This window comes from Streptomyces bikiniensis (assembly GCF_000716625.1).
Lineage (GTDB): Bacteria > Actinomycetota > Actinomycetes > Streptomycetales > Streptomycetaceae > Streptomyces > Streptomyces bikiniensis.
The window spans coordinates 70853-92022 of sequence record NZ_JNXJ01000021.1; the positions used below are offsets into that span (position 1 = coordinate 70853).

A 21170-nucleotide genomic window follows, 5' to 3' on the forward strand; every position below is an offset into this window, starting at 1 on the left:
GGGCCGCCGGACAGGAAGAATCAGGGCCACGGGGCCGTACCCTCATGGCCCGTACGGGGAGGTGGCAGGCAAGTGGAGCAGCTGACGCAGCACGACCCGAGACGCATCGGGCCCTTCGAAGTGCTGGGCCGGCTCGGCGCGGGCGGAATGGGTCTGGTCTATCTCGCGCGCTCGGCCTCGGGCCGGCGCGTGGCGATCAAGACCGTGCGCACGGAGCTCGCGGAGGACCAGCTGTTCCGGGTCCGCTTCACCCGGGAGGTGGAGGCCGCACGGGCCGTCTCGGGCTTCTACACGGCCGCCGTCGTCGACGCCGACCCGCGCGCCGCCGTGCCCTGGCTGGCCACCGCCTACGTGCCCGCGCCCTCCCTCGAAGAGATAGTGAACGAGTGCGGGCCGCTCCCGGCCCAGGCCGTGCGCTGGCTCGCGGCCGGCGTCGCCGAGGCCCTCCAGTCCATCCACGGGGCGGGCCTGGTCCACCGCGACCTCAAGCCCTCCAACGTCCTCGTCGTCGAGGACGGCCCCCGGGTGATCGACTTCGGCATCGCGTCCGGCGTCTCCAACACGCGCCTGACCATGACCAACGTCGCCGTCGGCACCCCCGCCTACATGTCGCCCGAGCAGGCCCGCGACTCGCGCAGCGTCACCGGTGCCAGCGACATCTTCTCGCTGGGCTCGATGCTGGTCTTCGCCGCCACCGGCCACGCGCCCTACCACGGCGCCAACCCGGTCGAGACCGTCTTCATGCTGCTCCGCGAGGGCCCCGACCTGGAGGGCCTGCCCGACGAGCTGCGGCCCCTCATCGACTCCTGCATGCAGACGGACGTCTCCCGGCGCCCCAGCCCGGCCGACCTCCAGGCCCAGCTCGCCCCGCACCTCTTCGGCCCCGGCAGCGACGACAGCGGCACGGCCTCGGCCTGGCTGCCGCCGAGCGCCACCGCCATGATCGAGCGGCGGCGCGGCGGCAACCGGCCGGTGGCCGCGCCGCCCGTCCCGCCCGTGCCCCCGCCGCCGTCGGACCCGCCGGGCCGGTTCCCCGACCCGTACGGGCCGGAGCGCGGGCCCGGGAACGGGAGCGGCGGCAGGCCCGCGCCCGCCCCCGTCGGCGGCCGGCACGCGGGTCCCGCCGAGAGCGCGGGCGGTCCCGTGCGGCTCGGCGGCGGGACCGTGCCCATCGGGCCCGGCCCCCGGGTCGCCGACACCCGGGCGGCGCTCGCCGTCGGCCGGGGCGCCGACGCGGGCCCCGCGACCGGCTGGATCCGGCCGCCCGGCGGCGGCCCGCACGGCGCCGAGCCCGGCCCGGCGCCCGGCTCCCTCCCGCTGAACGTGCCCGCGCAGGGCGGCGGCGCCGATCCGGCCCCGCCCCCGCCGGAGCCCGGCCACTGGCGGCCCTGGCGCTTCCGCATGTCCAACGACGTCTGGGGCACCCCGGTCGTCGACGGCGACCTGCTGTACGTCACCTCCTTCGAGGTGCACGCCCTGGACACGGGCAGCGGCCGGCGCCAGTTCAAGACCCGGGACGTGGCCTGGTCCATGGCCGTCGCCGGGGGCCGCATCCACGCCTCCGACGGGCCCACCCTGTACGCCCTCGACGCCGGCGACGGCGGCGAGCGCTGGCGGCTGCGCACCGAGGCCTGGGTGTACTCGCTCAAGGTCGACCGGGGCACGGTCGTCACCGGCACGCGCGGCGGCGGGGTGCAGGGCTGGGAGGCCTCCAACGGCGCCAAGCTGTGGGAGGTCACCGGGGCGCAGACCGACTTCGAGACCCCGGAGGCGGGGCCCGTCGTGCACGGCGACACGGTGTACGTGTGGCGGGACGCCCGGCTGTGGGCCCTCGACGCGCGGACCGGGGTGGAGCGCTGGTCGTACCCGATCGGGGACGCCGCCTCCTGCGGGGGAGTACCCGTACGGGTGGCCCCGGCCGAGGACGGCTACGTGTACGTGTCGGCCGGGACCCGGGTCCTGTCGATCGACATCGCGGCCGGGCACGTCCGCTGGCACTTCGAGGCGCCGGCCGTCTTCCTCTCCCCGCCGGCCTTCGCGCCGGGCCCGGCGGTCACCGGCGGCGGGGTGTACCTCGCCGACCACCTCGGCACGGTGTACGCGCTCGACGCCACCACCGGGCAGGACCGCTGGCGGATCGCGACCGAGCAGCGCCAGTCGGCCGAGCCGGTGCTCGTCGCGGACGGCAACGTGCACGTGGGCAGCGGCAGCGCGCTCTACACGCTCGACGCGGTCACCGGCACGCCCCGGTGGCGGTTCGCGGCGGGCGGCGAACTGGTCGGCTCCCCGGTGGTCGCGGACGGCCGGATCCACTTCGGCTCGGCCGACCACGTCCTGTACACCCTGGACGCGACCGGCGGGCAGCTGCGCTGGAAGCTCGCGACCGGCGGCGAGATCACGGGCTCGCCGGTGGCGAAGGGCGGGGTCGTGTACGCGTGCAGCAAGGACCGCTGCGTGTACGCGCTGGACGCGGTGAAGGGCACGGCGACGGGCCGGGGGGCGGCGGCGCCCCGCTGACGGACCGGGGCGGCGGGGCCGGTCCCCCCGGCACTTCAGCGGGGCCCGGAGCCGGTCCCGTCCTGGTCCGGCCCCTGGTCCGGCTCCCGGCCCCACTCCCCGCCCCGGTCCCGGCCCTGTCCGGGCACGTCGAAGGTCCGGGTCGGCTCGGAACCGTACGGGTCGTACGGGTCGTAGGCGCCGGGGGAGGAGGCCTCCCGGGGATCGCCCGCGGGCGCCCCGTACGGGTCGGACACGGGCGTCGCGCGGGGGTCGGGCCCCGCCGGGGGCGCGTACGCCCTCGGCTCCTCCGCCTCCCTCCGGTCCTCCCGCCGCTCCCTCTTCCGCCTCCGCCCCGACATCACGAGCGCGCCGAGCAGCAGCAGGATGCCGCCGCCGAGGGCGTTCGCGACCCCGTCGCCGAGGCCCGCGCCGTCGCCGCCGACGGTGAGGCTGCCCTCGTACTGCCCGACGCGGACCATCCAGAGGACGGTGAAGCCGAGGACGACGAGCCCGGCGAGGGCGACGAGGAGGCGGGAGCGGAGCACCAGGCCGACGAGGGTGAGGAGGGCGGCGAGGGCGAAGGGCAGCAGGAGCGACCACCAGAGGTCGGCCTTTACCTCGCTGATGCCGGTGAACAGCTCGTCCAGGGCGTAGTCGCGTCCGTGACGGCCGTCGTACCAGGCACGGAAGGGGCTCAGAACGGCGGCCGTCGCTCCGGCGAGAGCCAGGACGGCGCCGGCGACGTTGCGGATCATCGAAGCGGCCTCCAGGGTGGTCCGGCTCTCGCTCCCGACGCTACGCCGGGTCGGAGGGGCCCGCCACGCGGCCCGGGGACGGTGCGGTCCGGCGGAATCGAGCCGTTCCGGCGGCGGGGCCTGGTGGCCGGCGCGTACCCCCACGACAATGACCTGATGCGTTCCCTCACCCGTCCGGCGGCCCTGGCGGTCTGCCTCGGAAGCGTCCTCCTGGCGTCCGGCTGCTCCCCGGCGACCTCCCGGGACGCGGACCCGGACCGCCGGGACCCGACCGTCACCCCCGGGCCCACGGTCACCGCCACCGCCGCCCCCGACGAGGCGTCCCGGACGGCCGAGCGCTACCGCCGGTCCGGCGGGGCGGAGGACGTGTACGGGATCCAGCGGGCCGCCGGCCCCGGAGGCGTTCCCCTGGTGACCGTGTGGACGCGCGGGGAGGAACGGGACGCCGGTCGGTTCGACGCGCTCAAAGCGTCGGTCGCCGGCTATCTGGAGCGCGAGGAGCGCGTCTCCCTCGAACGGGGCTATCTGATGGACGTCTTCGGCCCGGACGGCTCGCTCCGGCACCGCCTCGACACGCGCCCGTAGCCGGACGCGCCGAAGGGGCCGGGCGATTGCCCGACCCCTTCCTGTGCGGTGGTCCGACCGCGTTACGCACGGGCCCTGTCCGGCGGATCCCCCCTGGTTCCGCCGGACGTCCCCCGAGCCCGTGTGCTCCCCCGTCGACCGGACCCGTCCGGCCCCGGCGGCTCCCCCGAAGTCGCCGCCGCGGCCGTTCCCCGTCGGGAGTGGACTAGTCGGCCGGCCTCGCCACGTGCTCCTCGTCGCCCGTGACCTTCTCGGTGATGGCGTCGATCGCCGGCTCCGAGGTGGCGTGCATGTCCTTGGTGGTGACGGTGCCGTCGGCCGGGCCGGTGATCTTCGCGGTGATCGCGCCGACCGCCGGCTCCGAGGTGGCGTGCATGTCCTTGGTGGTGATCGGGTCCTGCTTGATCGAATCGGTCATGCTCGTCAACTCCTGCGTGTGATGTCCGTGTCGTGAGGAGATTCGCCCGGCCGTTCCCCCGTTGGACAGCCGGGCGAATCTCCGGGGCCGATCACCCTAGTACTCCGGGGTGGTGGCCCTCACCGACGATCCGTCTGCCCCCCGACGCGACGGCTCGTCATGGGGAAGAGCATGCCGTGCGGCGATAAACGAACGATGAACGCCCAGGCAGCCGCGGTCACGCGGCCGTCGCGGGGACGAGGAGCGCGCGGACCTCGTCGGCCTCCGGAGCGCCGAGGCCCTCGAAGATGCCCAGCGCCTCCTGCCAGCAGACCACCGCCCGGCCGCTCTGCCCGATGCCGAAGAGGCCCCGGCCCAGGACGGTGAGGACGTTGCCCCGACGCCACTCGCCGCCGATGCCCCGCAGCACGGTGAGGGCCATCTCGGCGTTCGACGCCGCCTGGGCGTGCCGGCGCGCGGCGAGGTCCACCTCGGACAGCCGGAAGAGGGTCATGCCCTCCCACAGCCGCTGCCGGCTGTCGGCGAAGACCGCCAGCGCCTCGCGGAGGTGTTCGGCCGCCGAGGCGAGCTGGTTGTCCTGGGTGAGGGCGAGACCGAGGGCGTACCGCCCGTTGGCGCCCCGGAGGGCGTGCCCCATCGCGTCGTAGATCCGGGTGCCCTGCCTGGCGAGGGCTATGGCGCTCGACGTGCGGCCCATGGCCAGGTGGATGCGCGACAGGTTGCAGAGGGCGCTCGCCTCCCCCGGCTCGTCCCCGATCCCGCGGAAGCGCTCGATCGCCCGGGTGAGGTGCTGCTCGCCCTCCGCGAAGCGGTTCTGGTACAGCGCGATGATCCCGCGCGCGTTGGCGGACCAGCAGGCCGGCACCGGGTCCTCGGCCCGTTCCGCGTGCGGCAGCGCGAGTTCGGCGTCGCGGTCCGCCTCCTTGAAGCGGCCCGCCGTGTGGTGGACGCCCGCGAGGACCATGAGGGCGCGGCCCTCGGTCCTGGCGTCCGCGCGGGCGCGGGCGGCGTCGCGCACGACGACGCCCGTGGCCTCGAACTCCTTGGAGTTCGCCCCCGACTCGCCGAGGTCCAGCGACGCCCACAGCAGGTCCACCCCCCGCCGCAGCGTCGCGGGCGAGGCGGCGGACTGGCGGACCGTGGCCAGGAGGCAGTTCGCCTCGGCGTAGAGCCAGTCCTGGGCCTCGTGGCGGTCGGTGAAGGACAGGCCGTCGTACTCGGTGGGCTCCAGGTGGTCGACCAGCCGGTCGCCGGGGCGCTCGATGGCGTACACGCGGGCGGCGGTCGACAGGTAGAAGTCGAGGAGCCGGGAGAGCGCCGCCTCCTTCTCCGACGGCGGCTGCTCGTCCCTCTCCGCGCACGCGCGCGCGTAGAGCCGGACCAGGTCGTGGTACCGGTAGCGGCCCGGGGCCGCCGATTCGAGCAGGGACGTGTCGACCAGCGCCTCCAGGAGGTCCTCCGTGTCCCAGAGCGGGAGATCGAGGACGGCGGCCGCCGCCGCGAGCGAGATGTCCGGGCCGTCCGCCAGGCCGAGCAGGCGGAAGGCGCGGGCCTGGGCCGGCTCCAGCTGCCCGTAGCCCAGCTCGAACGTCGCCTTGACCGCCAGGTCGCCCGCCTGGAGTTCGTCCAGCCGCCGCCGCTCGTCCGCCAGCTTGGCCGCCAGGACCGACACCGTCCACGTCCGGCGGGCCGCGAGCCGGGACGCGGCGATGCGGATGGCCAGGGGCAGGAAGCCGCAGGCCGCGACCACGTCGAGCGCCGCCTCCCGCTCGGCCCGCACCCGCTCCTCCCCGACGATCCTCAGGAAGAGCTGGAGCGCCTCCTCCGGGGACATCACGTCCAGGTCGACCAGGTGCGCCCCCGCCAGGTCCACCATCCGGATCCGGCTGGTGACCAGCGCCGCGCACCCCGCCGTGCCGGGCAGCAGCGGGCGGATCTGGGCCGCGTCCCGGGCGTTGTCCAGGAGGACCAGGACCCGGCGCCCGTCGAGCGTGGACCGGTAGAGCGCGGCCCGGTCGTCCAGCGAGTCGGGGATGGCCGAGTCCGGGGTGCCGAGCGCGCGCAGGAAGGAGCCCAGGACGGTCTCGGGCGCGGCGGCCCGGGACCCCGCGCCCTGGAGGTCCACGTACAGCTGCCCGTCCGGGAAGTGCGGCCGCGCCTCGTGGGCCACGTGCACGGCGAGGGTCGTCTTGCCGACGCCGCCGATGCCCGCGAGCGCCGAGACCGCCATGACGTGCCCCTCGGCGGTGGCGAGCCGGGCGCCCAGCTCCCGTACGAAGGAGGCGCGGCCCGTGAAGTCCGGCACGGTCGCCGGGAGCTGCGCCGGGCGCGCGACGGGCGCGGCGGCCGGGGCGGGCTCCTCGACGGGCCGGGCCAGCTCGGCGTCGGCCCGGAGGATGCGCTGCTGGAGCCGGGAGAGCTCGGGGTTCGGGTCGACGCCCAGCTCGTCGGCGAGGAGCCGGCGCGTGTCCGCGTACACGGCGAGCGCCTCGGCCTGCCGTCCGCCGCGGTAGAGCGCCAGCATGAGCAGTTCGCGCAGGCGCTCGCGCAGCGGGTGCGCGGCGGTGAGCGCGGTCAGCTCGGAGACGGCCTCGGCGTGCGCGCCGACCTCCAGGTCGATGTCGAGCCGGGTCTCCAGGAGGGTGAGCCGCCACTCCTCCAGGCGGGTGCGCTGGGCCTCGGCGTACGGTCCGGGCACGGAGGCCAGGACCTCGCCGTCCCACAGGTCGAGGGCCTCGGCCAGCCGTGCCCGGGCCGCCGCGCGGTCCCCGCCCGCCCGCAGCTTCTCGGCCTCGCCGGCCAGCTCCTGGGCGGCGGTGAGGTCGAGCGCGGCGGCGGAGGCGCGCAGGGCGTAGCCGCCGGACTCGCTGACCAGGACCTCGGGGCCGAGGGCCTTGCGGAGCCGGGAGGCGTAGGTGCGGACGGCCGCGAGGGCCTGGGAGGGCGGTTCCTCGCCCCAGAGCGCGTCGATCAGCTCGGCGGCGGTGGCGGTGCGGCCGCCGCGCAGGAGGAGGGCGGCGAGCAGGGCGCGCTGCTGCGGGGAACCGGTGGGCACGGCCTCGCCGCCCCGCCAGGCCCGTACGGGCCCGAGCACCCCGAAGCGCAGCGCCCCGCCACCGGTCTCCGCGTCGCCGTCCGTGCTGCGGTCCGTACCGCCGGCCGTGCTGCGGTCCGCACTGCCGTCCGTACCGCCGGCCGCGCCCTCGCCCGCCCCTGCCGGGACCACCGCCCCTGCCGGGACCACCGGCGCTTCCGGGGCCCCCGTGCGCGCCGTACCCGCCGGAGTCACCGGGGTCGTCGTACCCGCCGAAGTCACGGGGGCATCCGGGCCCGCCGGGGCGTTCCCGCCCGTTTCCGCAGCCCGCTGCGCCGGGACTCGCGGCCCGTCCTCACGGTCCATAGCTCCCCCTGCCGTACCGCTGGTTTCGCCCAGGACAGTCTGCCTTGTCCGGAGGGGGTCCGTCAGCATCGGGTCGGCCGGAGCGGGGCCGTTGCCGGACCGTTGTACGGGGGCGTCGACCGGCGTCCCGCCGGGAGGCGGAGCGGAGGGTGGCCGGTGCCCGCCGGGTCCCGGCGCCCGCTCCGCGACCCGCCCCTGGCGACTCCCGGACCCGCCCCGGCCGGCCCCCGGCCGGCCCCCGGTCGACTCCCCGAAAAATTCCTCGGGAAAATTTCGAAACGGACATTTCGGGCCGTGCTGCGGTTCCCGCATATCGGACGCCGGCCGACGAACCTACCGGTTGGTCGGGTGGTCAGGTTGGTCGATCTTTCAATCATTGGCGATCGCCCGATTAGACCCCGGCAATGCAAGGCCGTGACCGACCGGTCACGCGGATTTCCATCCTCCAGGTAGGGAAACCGCAGCATTTAACGTCCTGTTCATGACCCAGGTGGAAGCGCGGCCGCTGGCCGGAGACACGGTAAGGGGCGCCGACGCCCCGGGCGACGCCCACGGCGTGCGCACCAAAGGACTCGGCGGGAACTCCGTCGGCCTCCTCGGCAGCGCCGTCATCGGCGTCTCCACCGTCGCCCCCGTCTACTGTCTGACCTCCACGCTCGGCTCCACCGCCGGCGAGGTCGGACTCCAGATGCCCGCCGTCTTCCTCGCGGGCTTCCTCCCGATGCTCCTCGTCGCCTTCGCGTACCGGGAGCTCAACCGGGCCATGCCGGACTGCGGCACCTCCTTCACCTGGACCGTGAAGGCCTTCGGGCCCAAGATCGGCTGGATGTGCGGCTGGGGCCTCGTGATCGCGACGATCATCGTGCTCTCCAACCTGGCCGGCGTCGCCACCTCCTACTTCTGGCTCCTCGCCGGCGAGATCACCGGCAGCGAGTCCGTCACCGCCCTCGACGGCAACAAGGCCGTCCACATCGTCACCTGCCTCGCGCTCATCGCCTCCGCCACCGCGATCAGCTACCGCGGCATGACCGCCACCAAGGGCGTCCAGTACACCCTCGTCGGCCTCCAGCTCGTCGTCCTCGCCGTCTTCGTCGGCATGGCCCTGACGAAGGCCGGCTCCTTCGAGACCTCGGTCGACTTCTCCTGGTCCTGGATGAACCCCTTCGCGGTGCAGTCCTTCGCCGCCTTCACGGCCGGACTCTCGCTCTCGATCTTCATGTACTGGGGCTGGGACGCCTGCATGGCGACCAACGAGGAGACCACCGGCAGCGACAGGACCCCCGGCCGCGCCGCCCTCATCGCGATGGTCGTCCTGGTCGGCTCCTACCTGGCCACCGGCATCGCCGCCCAGATGGCCGTCGGCTCCGGCGAGCAGGGCCTCGGCCTCGCCAACCCGGAGACCTCCGACAACGTCTTCGCCGCCCTCGCCGGCCCCGTCATGGGCCCCGTCCTCGGCGTCCTGCTCTTCGTCGCGGTCCTGGCCTCCGCCGCCGCGAGCCTCCAGACCACCTTCATCCCGGTCGCCCGCACGGTCCTCGCGATGGCCACGTACGAGGCGCTGCCGAAGTCCTTCACCGAGGTCCACCCGGTCTTCAAGACCCCCGGCCGGGCCACGGTCGTGGCGGGCGTCGCCACCGGCGCGTTCTACACGGTGATGACCCTGGTCAGCGAGCACGTCCTGGTCGACACCATCTACGCCCTCGGCCTGATGATCTGCTTCTACTACGCGCTCACGGCCTTCGCCTGCGTCCGCTACTTCCGCAAGGAGCTGTTCCGCTCCTTCCGCGACTTCGCCTTCAAGGGCCTGATGCCGCTGCTCGGCGGCCTCATGCTCACCGCCGTCTTCGGCAAGACCCTGTACGACATGTGGGACCCGGCGTACGGCTCCGGCTCCGCCGTCCTCGGCATGGGCTCGGTCTTCGTGATCGGCGTCGGCCTGCTGCTCCTCGGCGTGGTGATCATGCTGGTCATGCAGCGCCGCAGCCCCGCCTTCTTCCGCGGCGAGGTCCTGACCAAGGAGACCCCGTCCCTGGTGGTGGCGGACTGAGCGGACGCTCCTGAGCCACGAGAGACGGCGAAGGCGGCGGGCCCGTGGGGGGTCCCGCCGCCTTCGCACGTCCGGTGGCGCCGAGGCCCGGGGTCTCCCGACACCGCCCGGGACTCCCTGCGGCTTCCCGGCCCCCTCGCCTCCTGTGCCCCCGCACGACTTCCTGGGACGCGCGCACGGAATCCGCGCGGGAGACGGTGGACCGGGTGCGGCAGCGGCTGCGCGACGGCTTCACGACCGGGTCCGGGGACCCGGTCGACGTCCTGGTGGTGCGCGAGCCCCGTGCGGTCAGAGCGCCACGCCGGCCGGCTGCCGGACGGTGACGTTCAGCCGGTTGAAGAAGTTCGTCAGGCTGACCATCAGCACGATCGAGGCGAGCTGCTTCTCGTCGAAGTGGTCGGCCGCCGCGTCCCACACCGGGTCCGGGACGGCGTCCGTGCTGTCGGCGATGCGGGTCGCGTGCTCGGCGAGCGCGAGGGCCGCCCGCTCCTCGTCCGAGAAGTGCGGGGACTCGCGCCACGCGGCGACCGCGAACAGCTTGTCGTCGCTCACGCCCGCCTTCCGGGCGTTCCTCACGCCGTAGTCCACGCAGAAGCCGCAGCCGTTGATCTGGCTGGCCCGCAGGTGCACGAGCTCCAGGATCTCCTCGGAGACCCCGCCCTGGCGGGTGGCCTTCACGAGGCCCTGGATCGCGGGGCCGGCGTCGGGCAGGACGTAGGCGGGGTTGGTCATGCGGGCCTGGGGGGTGTGCGCCATGGTGATCGCTCCTCGGCGTCTCGTGCGGCATGTGCTTTCACCGCAACGACGGAGCGGGGGCCGGGGATGTGACACGACCGGAGGACTTTCCCCGGAATTCTTTCCCGCCCCCCCCGGAACGGCCCCCGTGCCCCGCGCCTCTACGCCTCCGCCTCCGGCCCCGGCTCCGCGATGAGGGCGGTCGCCACCGTGCGGAAGCCGAGCCGGCCGTAGAGCCGGGCCACGTCCGCGTCCGAGGCGGACAGGAACACCAGCTCCGCGCCCCGGGCGCGGGCGTCCGCCACCAGGGCGGCCGTGACCGCGAGGCCGAGCCCCCGGCGCCGGGCCGCCGGGACCGTGCCGACGCCGACGACCTCGGAGACGCCCCCCACGGGCTGGTGCTGCCCGGCCGCGAGGGCGGAGCCCCCCTCCGCGCCGCTCTCGAAGGCCGCGGCGAGCCGGGTCAGGCCGGCCGTGATCCGGGCGGCGGTCCGCTCGGCGGTGCCGGGCTCGGGCGGGAAGCCGAAGGCGGTGTACGGGGCGGCGACGGCGCTCTCCAGACCGGGGTCGTCCGCGTCCACCATCCGTACGGCGACGCCCTCGGGCTCCGGTACGGCGGGGGGCGCGCCCTCCAGGACCATCAGCGGGTGCTCGTGCACGGTCAGCCCGCTCGCCTCCACGGCCGCCCGCAGCCCCGGCGCCGTCTCCGCGACCCACTCGAAGGCCTCGGGCACCCCCAGCTCCCGCTGCCGGGCCCGCACCCGCTCCACGGCCGCGACCGGGATCTCTCCCTCGTGCCCGGACGCGGGCCGCGCGTAGAAGGGCCAGCCCTCCCCCTCCCGTACGAAGAGGGTCAGCGGACCGAACTCCTCGGCGCGGGCGGAGGACCGGGGGACGGCGTCGTAGTACGCCTCGATTCGCTTCAGCACCGGGCCACGGTAGGGGAGGGACGGGAGGGGCGCAGCCGGTTTCTCCGGTGCGCGCGCCCGTCCGGGGGCTCGGAAAACCCCGCCCCGGCCCCTACCGTGCCGGTATGCGGATCTCGACCACGATCTTCCTGACCGACGAGACCATCACCCCGGTGCGGCTGGCGCGCGAACTGGAGGAGCGCGGCTTCGCCGGGCTCTACCTGCCCGAGCACACCCACATCCCCGTCGAACGGACCACGCCCTACCCGGCGGGCGGCGAGCTGCCCCGGGAGTACGGCAGGACCCTGGACCCCTTCGTCGCCCTCGGGCAGGCCGCCGCCGTCACCGAACGCCTCGGGCTCGGCACCGGCGTCACCCTGATCGCCCAGCACGACCCGATCGCGCTCGCCAAGCGGGTCGCCACCCTCGACCACCTCTCCGGCGGCCGCTTCACCCTCGGCGTCGGCTTCGGCTGGAACCGGGAGGAGGCCGCCGACCACGGCGTCGACTGGGCGTCCCGCCGGCGGCTCGGCCGCGACCGGATCGACCTGATGAAGGCCCTGTGGGCCCCCGAACCCACCGCGTACGCCGGGGAGTCGGGGGAGTCCGTACGGGCCTCCGAGGCCTGGCCCAAGCCGGCCGGCGGCGCGCCCCGGATCCTCCTCGGCGGGGCGGCGGGCCCGAAGCTCTTCGCGCGGATCGCCGCGCAGGCCGACGGCTGGCTGCCGATCGGCGGCCGGGGCCTCGCGGACGCCCTCCCGGCCCTGCGGACGGCGTGGGAGGCGGCGGGCCGCGACCCGGAGGCCCTCCAGGTCGTCCCGTACGCGGTCCTCCCGAACCCCGACAAGCTCGCGTACTACGCGGACCTCGGCTGCGAGGAGGCCGTCCTCCAACTGCCGCCGGGGGAGGAGGCGGAGGTCCTGGGGGTGCTCGACGGGTACGCGCGGTACCTGTGAGCGCCCGAGTGTTCGGGCGCCCGAGCGGGGAGCGGGGGTGCGGGGAGGCGGGTGCGGGGACCCGGAGCCGCCTGCCCCCACCCGCTCGTATGCTCGGTCCATGAGCGATCAGCAGGCAGCACGTCCCACCGAGAACGCCATGCGACGGGCCCTGAGGCGGGCCAGGGACGGGGTCGCGCTCGACGTCTCCGAGGCCGCCGTGCTGCTGCGGGCGCGCGGGGACGACCTGACGGATCTGGTGGCGTCCGCCGGGCGGGTGCGGGACGCCGGTCTGGAGGCGGCCGGGCGGCCGGGGGTGATCACGTACTCCAAGAGCGTGTTCGTTCCGCTCACCCGGCTGTGCCGCGACAAGTGCCACTACTGCACCTTCGTCACCGTCCCCGGCAAGCTGCGCCGGGCCGGGCACGGAATGTTCATGTCGCCCGACGAGGTCCTGGACGTCGCCCGGCGCGGCGCCGAACTCGGCTGCAAGGAGGCCCTGATCACGCTCGGGGACAAGCCCGAGGACCGCTGGCCGGAGGCGCGCGAGTGGCTGGACGCGCACGGCTACGACGACACGATCGCGTACGTGCGGGCCATGGCGATCCGCATCCTGGAGGAGACCGGGCTGCTCCCGCACCTCAACCCCGGCGTCCTGTCCTGGACCGACTTCCAGCGCCTCAAGCCCGTCGCCCCCTCCATGGGGATGATGCTGGAGACGACCGCCACCCGGCTGTGGTCCGAGCCCGGCGGCCCCCACCACGGGTCCCCCGACAAGGAACCGGCGGTACGGCTCAGGGTCCTGGAGGACGCCGGGCGTTCCTCCGTGCCCTTCACCTCGGGGCTGCTCCTCGGCATCGGGGAGACCCTGGAGGAGCGGGCCGAGTCGCTGTTCGCGCTGCGCCGCGTCGCCCGCGCGTACCACTCGATCCAGGAGCTGATCATCCAGAACTTCCGCGCCAAGCCGGACACGGCGATGCGCGGGATGCCGGACGCCGAGCTGGACGACCTGGTCGCCACCGTCGCCGTCGCCCGGCTCATCATGGGCCCCTCCGCCTGCCTCCAGGCCCCGCCGAACCTGGTCGACGCCGAGTACGAGCGCCTGATCGCGGCCGGCATCGACGACTGGGGCGGGGTCTCGCCGCTCACCATCGACCACGTCAACCCCGAGCGCCCCTGGCCGAGGATCGAGGAGCTGGCCGAGCGGTCCGCCGCCGCCGGCTTCGAGCTGCGCGAACGCCTCTGCGTCTACCCCGAGTTCGTCACCCGGGGAGAACCCTGGCTCGACCCCCGGCTCCTCCCGCACGTCCGCGCCCTGGCCGACCCCGGGACCGGGCTCGCGAACCCCGACGCGCCCGTGCGCGGCCTGCCCTGGCAGGAGCCCGACGAGGCCTTCGCCGCCACCGGCCGCACCGACCTGCACCGCACCATCGACACCGAGGGCCGCACCGGCGACCGGCGCGACGACTTCGACGAGGTGTACGGGGACTGGGAGGCGCTGCGCGAGGCCGCCGCCCCCGGGATGGTGCCGCAGCGCATCGACACCGACGTGCGCGGGGCGCTGGCCGTCGCCGCCGACGACCCCACCCGGCTCACCGACCCGCAGGCCCTGGCCCTCCTGCACGCCGACGGGCCCGCCCTGGACGCCCTGACCCGGATCGCCGACGACCTCCGGAAGTCGGTGGTCGGTGACGACGTCACGTACGTCGTCACCCGGAACATCAACTTCACCAACGTCTGCTACACCGGCTGCCGCTTCTGCGCCTTCGCCCAGCGCCGCACCGACGCCGACGCGTACACCCTCTCCCTCGACCAGGTCGCCGACCGTGCCGAACAGGCCTGGGAGGTGGGCGCGGTGGAGGTCTGCATGCAGGGCGGCATCCACCCCGACCTGCCCGGCACCGCCTACTTCGACATCGCGCGCGCGGTGAAGGAGCGCGTCCCCGGCATGCACGTGCACGCCTTCTCCCCGATGGAGGTCGTCAACGGCGCCTCGCGCACCGGTCTGTCGATCCGCGAGTGGCTGACGGCCGCGAAGGAGGCCGGGCTCGACTCGGTCCCCGGCACGGCCGCCGAGATCCTGGACGACGAGGTCCGCTGGGTCCTCACCAAGGGCAAGCTGCCCACCGCCACCTGGATCGAAGTGATCACCACCGCCCACGAGCTGGGCCTGCGCTCCTCCTCCACGATGATGTACGGGCACGTGGACCAGCCCCGGCACTGGCTCGGCCACTTCCGGACCCTGGCCCGCGTCCAGCAGGAGACCGGCGGCTTCACCGAGTTCGTGACGCTCCCCTTCGTCCACACCAACGCGCCCGTCTACCTGGCCGGCATCGCCCGCCCCGGCCCCACCGTCCGCGACAACCGCGCGGTCACCGCCATGGCCCGGCTCCTCCTCCACCCGCACATCCCGAACATCCAGACCAGCTGGGTGAAGCTGGGCGCGGAGGGCGCCGCCGAGATGCTCCGCTCGGGCGCCAACGACCTGGGCGGCACCCTGATGGAGGAGACCATCTCCCGGATGGCCGGGTCGAGTTACGGCTCGTACCGCTCGATCAAGGACCTGGAGGCCATCGCGGAGGCGGCGGGCCGCCCGGCGAAACCCCGCACGACCCTGTACGGGGAGGTCCCGGAGGAGCGGCGGCGCGCGGCGGAGGCCTCCGACGGGCACCTGCCGGAACTCCTCCCGGTGCTCCCGGCCGAGTGAGGACGCCGCCCCCTCCGTGACGGGCCCGGGACCGGGCTTGGCGCGGAGTGTGGTCAAAACCGGACCGAAGGGTGTCGGAACGCATAACGTTCCGTCCCCCGAACGGGCACATCCGGTCCATTACAGTGCGGCGAGGGAACCGACAGCGAACCGCCGACCGGGGGAGGGCACGTCGTGGCCACGACAGCCGCAGCCGTGTGGGGCCGTGCCGAGCAGCAGGACTTCCGGGCCCGGGTGCGGGGCTGTCTGCTCGGCGGGGCGCTCGGCGACGCGCTGGGGGCGGGCGCCGGCGGGACCTCCCTGGCGGAACTGCGCGAGGCCCACGGACCTGACGGACTCACCGGACCCGTCCCCGCGTTCGGGCGCCGGGGCGCCGTCACCGCCGCCACCCAGATGACCCTCTTCACCGTCGACGGCCTGATCCGCGCCCAGGTCCGCCGCGACACCGGCGCCTGGCACCCGCCCACCGACGTCCACCGGGCCCATCTGCGCTGGGCCGCCACCCAGCGCGACTGGGGCCCCGACGAGCGCCGCAAGGACAATGGCTGGCTCGCCAACGAGGAGTGGCTCTACGCCCGCCGCAACCCGTCCCGCGCCTGCCTCACCGGCCTCGGCGACGAGCACCCGGGCACCCCCGACAAGCCCAAGAACCCGGAGGCCGGCGACTCCGGCGCCCTCGTCCGCTCGGCCCCCTTCGGCCTGCTCGTCGGCTGGGAGCCGGAGCTCGTCCACCGGCTCGCCGTGGAGTGCGCCGCCCAGACGCACGGCGCCCCGGCCGCCCGCCTCGCGGCCGGCGCCCTCGCCGTCACCGTCCACGGCCTGACCCGCGGCGGCTCCGTGGAGGCGGCGGTGGCCGGGGCCCTGGAGCGGCTGGCGGCGCACCCCGGCCACGAGCCGGTCGCCGAAGCGCTCGGCCGCGCCCTCGGAGCGGTACGGGAGGGGGCGCCGGACGCGGAGCGGGTGGCCGCCCTCGGGGCGGCGGAGGACCGGGCCGAGGGGCAGCTGGCGGCGGCCGTCTACTGCGCCCTGGTCGGCGAGGACGTGCGGCACGGGCTGCGGCTCGCCGTGAACCACGACGGGCCCTCGTCGGTGACCGGCGCGCTCACCGGGGCCCTGCTCGGCGCCCTGCACGGCGAGACGGCCCTCCCGCCGGCCTGGCTGGCCGACCTGGAGGGCCGCGGGACGGTCCTGGAGCTGGCGGACGACTTCGCGATGGAGATGACCCAGGGCGCCGCCCTGCACACCCCCGCGGAGTCCGCGCCGGGGTGGCTGGCGCGCTACCCGAGGGGCTGAGGGAGGCGGGAGGGACCGGTCCGGAAAAGGACCGAGCCCCCTCGGCCAGGACGGCGGACCGGACGAGAGGGCTCTTTCGACGTGCGGGGGGCGACGCGCGCACCCGGGACCTAGAGGGCCCCGTTGCCCACCTCGCCGACGAAGGCGTTCCAGGAACCCGGTCCGAACGAGAGGGACGGGCCCTCGGGGGCCTTCGAGTCCCGCACCGCGATCGCGGCCACGACGGGGGACTTCACTTCGACGCAGGCCCCGTTCCCACCCGAGTAGGAGGACTTCGTCCAGGTGTCCGTACCACCCTGAATAATCGCCATGCTGCTCAGCTCCGGTTCTGCCAGTTCTGCCAGTGGGGTGTGTCGCGCCAACGTTCTCCACGTTCTCCACGACGTGATCGACGCTACTCGCCGGTCCCGGGCGACGGGACCGGCGTTCACACGTCCGAGTGGCATATTCCAACCGGGCTTCCGTGGGAGCGATGACCAGGTGTACCGTGCCTGCCCCGCCCGGCCCGGGCCTCAGCCCTGGGCGTGCTTCTTGGCCATCTCCGAGATGAACTCCCTGGTCTGGTCGACGTTCAGGGCCTGCGCCCGCAGGTGCTCGTACATGACGCTGTACTTGCCGACGTCCTGGGTCTTCTCCAGGTACAGGTCGCTCGTGACGCCCTCGATGTAGACGACGCTGGAGTCCGAGGCGTCGGGGAACTCCAGGATCGAGTACTGGCCGCTGATCCCCGGGTGCGCGCCCATGGCGAACGGCATCACCTGCACGGTGACGTGCGGCAGCTGCGACTGCTCGAGCAGGTGCTCCAGCTGCTGCACCATCAACCGCCTGCTGCCGACGATCCGGTGCAGCGCGCCCTCGTCGATGACGGCCCAGAGGCGCAGCGGACGCTCCTCGTCCCGGATCCGCTCCTGGCGGCGGGTGCGGACCTGGACCCGCTTCTCGATGTCCGCGGGTGTCGACTCCGGCAGCGCGCCGGCGATCACGGCCTCGGCGTACTCGTGGGTCTGGAGCAGTCCGGGGATGATCTGCGGCTCGTACATCCGCAGGCTCTCCGCGTCCGTCTCCAGACCGATGTAGACGCTGTACGGGATGTCGCCGAAGGCGTGCCACCAGCCCTGCTGGCGCGAGTCCTTGGCCATCTGCATGAGGGAGTCGACCATGCGCTCGTCCTCGACCTCGTACACGCCGCACAGGTCGCGGACGTCGCGCTGGCTGATGGAACGGCGGCCGTTCTCCAGGCGGCTGATCTTGGACTGGGAGACGAGCAGGCGCTCGGCGACCTGCTCGGCCGTCATGTTCTTCGCCTCCCGGAGCTTGCGCAGCTCCTGGCCCAATCGGCGTCGCCTGACGGTGGGGTTGACGTTGGACGCCACGGAAACTGCACCTCCGGCTGTCTGCTGCGTAGCTGTGCGTACCTACCGCTTGGCAGACTGCCACCAAAGGCCTTGCGTGCGCTGGGAAACGGGGACAACGCACATGTGCGGGGCGGTCGTCCAGACCGCCCCGCACTGTTGTGCGGCTCCCGGGATGGTTCGTGTGGCGCCTTGTCGCCGTGGTGCCGTGGTGCTCAGTGCGCCGCCGCGCGGGCCATGCCGCCGCGTGGCTGCGCCGGAACGCCCTGGGCGCTGCGGCGCGGTTGCGCCCCCGCGCCGTTCTGGACGTCCATCACGGCGTGCGCCACGAGTCCGCCCATCGGGTCGTGCCGGATCAGGTCGCGCAGCCGGGACCGCGACGACCGTCCTTCGTTGCCGGGGTAGAGGTGCTTGCCGAGACCGACCGCATGGGCCAGCGCGGCGAGCGCCGCGGTCCGCGGGTCCGGCGGTACGCCGGTGCGGATCGCACTGTCCAGCCGGGCACGGATCTCCCGGCTGATCGCCGTGTCCGTCGCCTGGTAGCGAGTCGTCGGCAACACCCCGCACATCTGGCCCTCCACGGCATGCACCATGCCGCATCGCTCCAGATGCGAGAGATACGTCTGACGGAGCCCCAGTCGGGGTCCGCCTATCCAGTGGACGGCCCGGACCGGGCTGCCGCGCCTGCGCAGCAGTTCCAGTGCGGAGTCCAGTGTCGGATCTCCGGTCGGCCGTGGCATCACCACGGCGATACGATCCCCGTCAGGGGCTATCCGGCCTGCCAGCGCCAGCTCCACTAGCTGTGCTCCGGCCAGGCCGAGGTCGAGCGACTGCGGCTGCGCTGTGGTACCCGTGGTCGGGTCCAGAGCGAGCAGCAGAAGCTCCTCCGGAATAGTTCTGCGGCTCCTGCCCATCCATGCCTCCCCGCGTGGATGAATGACAGGGTGACCCCTCTCACATTCATCTGTCGAGAGTGCCCGGGTGGTTCATCCGGGAACCGGTAGGTATGTCGTTCTCGTCTAGCACGGGGGCCAAGGGGTTCACACAGGACACTGGTAGACGGTTCGGACGTACGTATGACGCATGGAGGAGGCACGGTGGCGGGCGAGTCCCCCGACAAGGCGGAGCAGCAGGGGTCGTCGGAGACGGCGGCGGCCTCGGGCGGCGGCGGCCGGGATCCGCGGCTTTCCGTGCTCCGGGAGTCAGCGACTTCGTCGGTCCCGTCGGAGGACTCGAAGGACTCGAAGGGCTCGAAGGAGTCGGAGGGGTCGGAGGACTCGAAGGAGTCGGAGAGGGCCGACGACTCGGACGGTGAGGACTCGCCGGTGCGGGTCGACCAGCCGACCGCCGTGTTCAAGAACCTGACCCCGCGTACGCCCGAGGACGACGCCCCGGAGGGGGACGCCGAACCCGAGACCGAGTCCGACTCCGAGCCGGAGTCCGACTCCGAGCCCGAGACCGAGCCGGAGAGCAAGCGGCTCAAGGCGGCCGTGGCGGCGTGGGTCGCCACGGCGGCGGAGGAGCCCGGGAAGGCCGTGGGGGAGCCCGAGGGGGCCGAGGAGGCCCCGGAGGCCGCCGACGGCCCCGAGGCGGACGCCGAGCCGGACGAGGACGGCGAGTCCGGCGAGGACGCGGCGGCCGAGGAGCCCGCCGCGCCGGTGAAGGCCGACGCGTCCGCCGACGAGACCGACGAGACCGACGAGGGCGAGGCGCCCGCCGACTCCTGGTTCGCCGCCCGGAAGACGACCACCGGTGCGAAGACCGAGCCGGAGAAGGCCCCGGCACCCGCCGGGGACTCCGGGGACTCCGGGGACTCCGGGGGCTCGGCGGGCTCCGGGGGTGCCAAGGCTTCCGAGGGTGCCTCCGGCGCCGGTGCCGACGACGCCGACGACGCACCCGACGCCGACGACGCCGACGACGAGAAGCCGGTCGACCAGCCGACCGCCATGTTCAAGATGATCCGGCCGCCGGTCGACCAGCCGACGACCGCCCTGAAGCTGCCGGCGGGCACGGGCACGGGCGTCGGCACCGATCCCGACAGCGAGCGCACCAGCACCTTCCTGCCCCTGCGGCCCGACATCCCGGCCGAGCGGAAGGCGCCGGAGGCCGAGGCCGTCGCGCCCGCTCCGGCGGCCGCGTCCGCCTCCGTACCGCCGGCGCTCGCCGAGCCGGAGCGGACCCGGCAGCAGCCGTTGCCGCCGCTCCCCCCGCTCGACCTGCTCGCCGAGCTGACGAACACCCCGCCCCCGCCGCCGACCCCGCTCCGGACGGCCCTGCGCCGGATCCGGATCTGGACCCCGCTGGTCCTGCTCCTCCTGATCGTCTTCGCGATCGCGCAGATGGTCCGCCCGCTGCCCGCGCCCGCCCTGAAGCTCTCCGTCGCGCCGACCTTCACCTTCGAGGGCGGCGAGCCGAAGATGCCGTGGCCGAACGAGGGGCAGGGCGCCGTCGAGGTCGAGGGCGTCGGCTCCATGGGCACGTACGGGCCCCAGAAGCCGGCCCCGATCGCGTCCGTCACCAAGACGATGACGGCGTACGTGATCCTCCGCGACCACCCCCTCAAGGGGAAGCAGACCGGCCCCGAGATCGAGATCGACAAGAAGGCCGCCGACCAGGGCAAGGCGGAGCACGAGTCGACCGCGGCGGTCCAGGAGGGCCAGACCTACTCGGAGAAGGAGCTGCTCCAGCTCCTGATGATCCCCTCCGCCAACAACGTGGCCCGGCTGCTCGCCCGCTGGGACGCCGGTTCCGAGGCCGCGTTCGTCGAGAAGATGAACGCCGCCGCCAAGGACCTGGGCATGACCCAGTCCACGTACACGGACCCGTCCGGCCTGCTCGACAGCACGGTCTCGACCCCGCGGGACCAGCTGAAGCTGGCGAAGGCGGTCATGCAGTACGACGTGTTCCGCGAGATCGTGAACATGCCGAACGTGACCGTCGACGGCATCCCCGGGCGGATCGAGAACAACAACAACATCCTGCTCAAGCCGGGCGTGGGCGGCATCAAGACCGGTTCCTCCACCCCGGCCGGCGGCAACCTGCTCTGGTCGGCGAACACCGTCGTCGACGGCCAGAACCGCCGGATCCTCGGCATCGTGATGGGGGCCAAGAACGCCAAGTACCTGGGCGAGAAGCTCCAGCTCTCCATCGACTACAGCTACGAGCTGATCAAGCAGGCGCAGAAGGACGTGACCTCGGCCTCCGTGGTCCGCAAGGGCCAGGTCCTCGGCTACGTGGACGACGGCCTCGGCGGGAAGACCCCGGTCGTCGCCACCAAGGAGCTCAAGGCGGTCGGCTGGCCGGGCCTGAAGGTCGAGCTGGAGCTCACCGACGGCGGCAAGGCCGTCCCGCACAGCGGCAGGGCGGGCGACGTCGTCGGCCAGGTGTCGATCGGCACGGGCGCCGGGAAGGTCAGCTCCCCGGTCGCCCTCCAGGCCGACCTGGCGGAGCCGGGCTTCGACAAGAAGCTGACCCGCGTGGGCTGACCGGGCGAAACGGGCACAGGGAACGACCGTACGGAACGGCCGTACGGAACG

General features: G+C 74.1%; 15 protein-coding genes. 7 read left to right on the forward strand and 8 right to left on the reverse strand.

The features are described from left to right. The first annotated feature begins 72 nt into the window (after window positions 1-72). Window positions 73-2517: an outer membrane protein assembly factor BamB family protein gene (locus OO47_RS18265; protein WP_030219097.1), complete on the forward strand. Its 2445-nt coding sequence runs from the start codon at window positions 73-75 to the stop codon at window positions 2515-2517. A 35-nt stretch (window positions 2518-2552) separates the two neighbouring features. On the opposite strand, the gene OO47_RS37860 is transcribed toward OO47_RS18265, so the two are convergent. After that, complete coding sequence (locus tag OO47_RS37860; RefSeq protein ID WP_234323223.1) at window positions 2553-3254, reverse strand: hypothetical protein; 702 nt, start codon at window positions 3252-3254, stop codon at window positions 2553-2555. Between the two features lie 156 nt (window positions 3255-3410). Here OO47_RS37860 and OO47_RS18275 point away from each other — a divergent pair, with 156 nt between their 5' ends. Further along, on the forward strand, window positions 3411-3839 hold the full coding sequence (locus tag OO47_RS18275) for a hypothetical protein (RefSeq protein WP_030219091.1): 429 nt from the start codon (window positions 3411-3413) through the stop codon (window positions 3837-3839). A gap of 205 nt (window positions 3840-4044) precedes the next feature. On the opposite strand, the gene OO47_RS18280 is transcribed toward OO47_RS18275, so the two are convergent. Continuing rightward, complete coding sequence (locus OO47_RS18280; RefSeq protein WP_030219089.1) at window positions 4045-4257, reverse strand: hypothetical protein; 213 nt, start codon at window positions 4255-4257, stop codon at window positions 4045-4047. 217 nt (window positions 4258-4474) lie between these two features. After that, window positions 4475-7657 (reverse strand): AfsR/SARP family transcriptional regulator, encoded by a 3183-nt coding sequence (locus OO47_RS18285; protein ID WP_030219087.1) that lies wholly within the window; start codon window positions 7655-7657, stop codon window positions 4475-4477. 481 nt (window positions 7658-8138) lie between these two features. On the opposite strand from OO47_RS18285, the gene OO47_RS18290 reads away from it, so the two are divergent. After that, window positions 8139-9704, forward strand: coding sequence for an APC family permease (locus tag OO47_RS18290; protein WP_030219086.1), 1566 nt, complete (start codon window positions 8139-8141; stop codon window positions 9702-9704). Window positions 9705-9992: 288 nt separating this feature from the next. Here the strand turns inward: OO47_RS18290 and OO47_RS18295 are convergent, their stop codons facing one another. Together OO47_RS18295 and OO47_RS18300 are read right to left on the reverse strand one after the other, a co-directional pair. After that, entirely contained in the window at window positions 9993-10460 is a 468-nt protein-coding gene (locus OO47_RS18295) for a carboxymuconolactone decarboxylase family protein (protein ID WP_033209510.1), read from the reverse strand. Between the two features lie 140 nt (window positions 10461-10600). Further along, the gene (locus OO47_RS18300) at window positions 10601-11368 is read right to left on the reverse strand and encodes a GNAT family N-acetyltransferase (RefSeq protein WP_033209512.1); all 768 of its coding nucleotides are present in this window, start codon (window positions 11366-11368) and stop codon (window positions 10601-10603) included. A 104-nt stretch (window positions 11369-11472) separates the two neighbouring features. Between OO47_RS18300 and OO47_RS18305 the strand changes: the two genes are divergently transcribed. The 3 genes from OO47_RS18305 to OO47_RS18315 all read left to right on the forward strand — a co-directional run bounded on the left by OO47_RS18305 (window position 11473) and on the right by OO47_RS18315 (window position 16282). Next, the gene (locus OO47_RS18305) at window positions 11473-12303 is read left to right on the forward strand and encodes an LLM class F420-dependent oxidoreductase (protein ID WP_030219083.1); all 831 of its coding nucleotides are present in this window, start codon (window positions 11473-11475) and stop codon (window positions 12301-12303) included. A gap of 100 nt (window positions 12304-12403) precedes the next feature. Next, entirely contained in the window at window positions 12404-14989 is a 2586-nt protein-coding gene (locus tag OO47_RS18310; RefSeq protein WP_030219080.1) for a bifunctional FO biosynthesis protein CofGH, read from the forward strand. Window positions 14990-15163: 174 nt separating this feature from the next. Then, a complete protein-coding gene (locus tag OO47_RS18315) occupies window positions 15164-16282 on the forward strand; it encodes an ADP-ribosylglycohydrolase family protein (RefSeq protein WP_030219079.1) in 1119 nt (372 codons plus the stop codon). 110 nt (window positions 16283-16392) lie between these two features. On the opposite strand, the gene OO47_RS18320 is transcribed toward OO47_RS18315, so the two are convergent. The 3 genes from OO47_RS18320 to OO47_RS18330 form a co-directional block, all read right to left on the reverse strand. After that, entirely contained in the window at window positions 16393-16593 is a 201-nt protein-coding gene (locus OO47_RS18320; RefSeq protein WP_030219078.1) for a DUF397 domain-containing protein, read from the reverse strand. Between the two features lie 201 nt (window positions 16594-16794). Then, window positions 16795-17655, reverse strand: a complete 861-nt coding sequence (locus tag OO47_RS18325; protein ID WP_030219077.1) for a helix-turn-helix domain-containing protein — start codon at window positions 17653-17655, stop codon at window positions 16795-16797. Between the two features lie 194 nt (window positions 17656-17849). Next, window positions 17850-18548: a GOLPH3/VPS74 family protein gene (locus OO47_RS18330; RefSeq protein WP_030219076.1), complete on the reverse strand. Its 699-nt coding sequence runs from the start codon at window positions 18546-18548 to the stop codon at window positions 17850-17852. Window positions 18549-18731: 183 nt separating this feature from the next. Here OO47_RS18330 and OO47_RS18335 point away from each other — a divergent pair, with 183 nt between their 5' ends. Continuing rightward, window positions 18732-21119, forward strand: coding sequence for a serine hydrolase (locus OO47_RS18335; RefSeq protein WP_030219073.1), 2388 nt, complete (start codon window positions 18732-18734; stop codon window positions 21117-21119). Window positions 21120-21170: the final 51 nt, after the last annotated feature.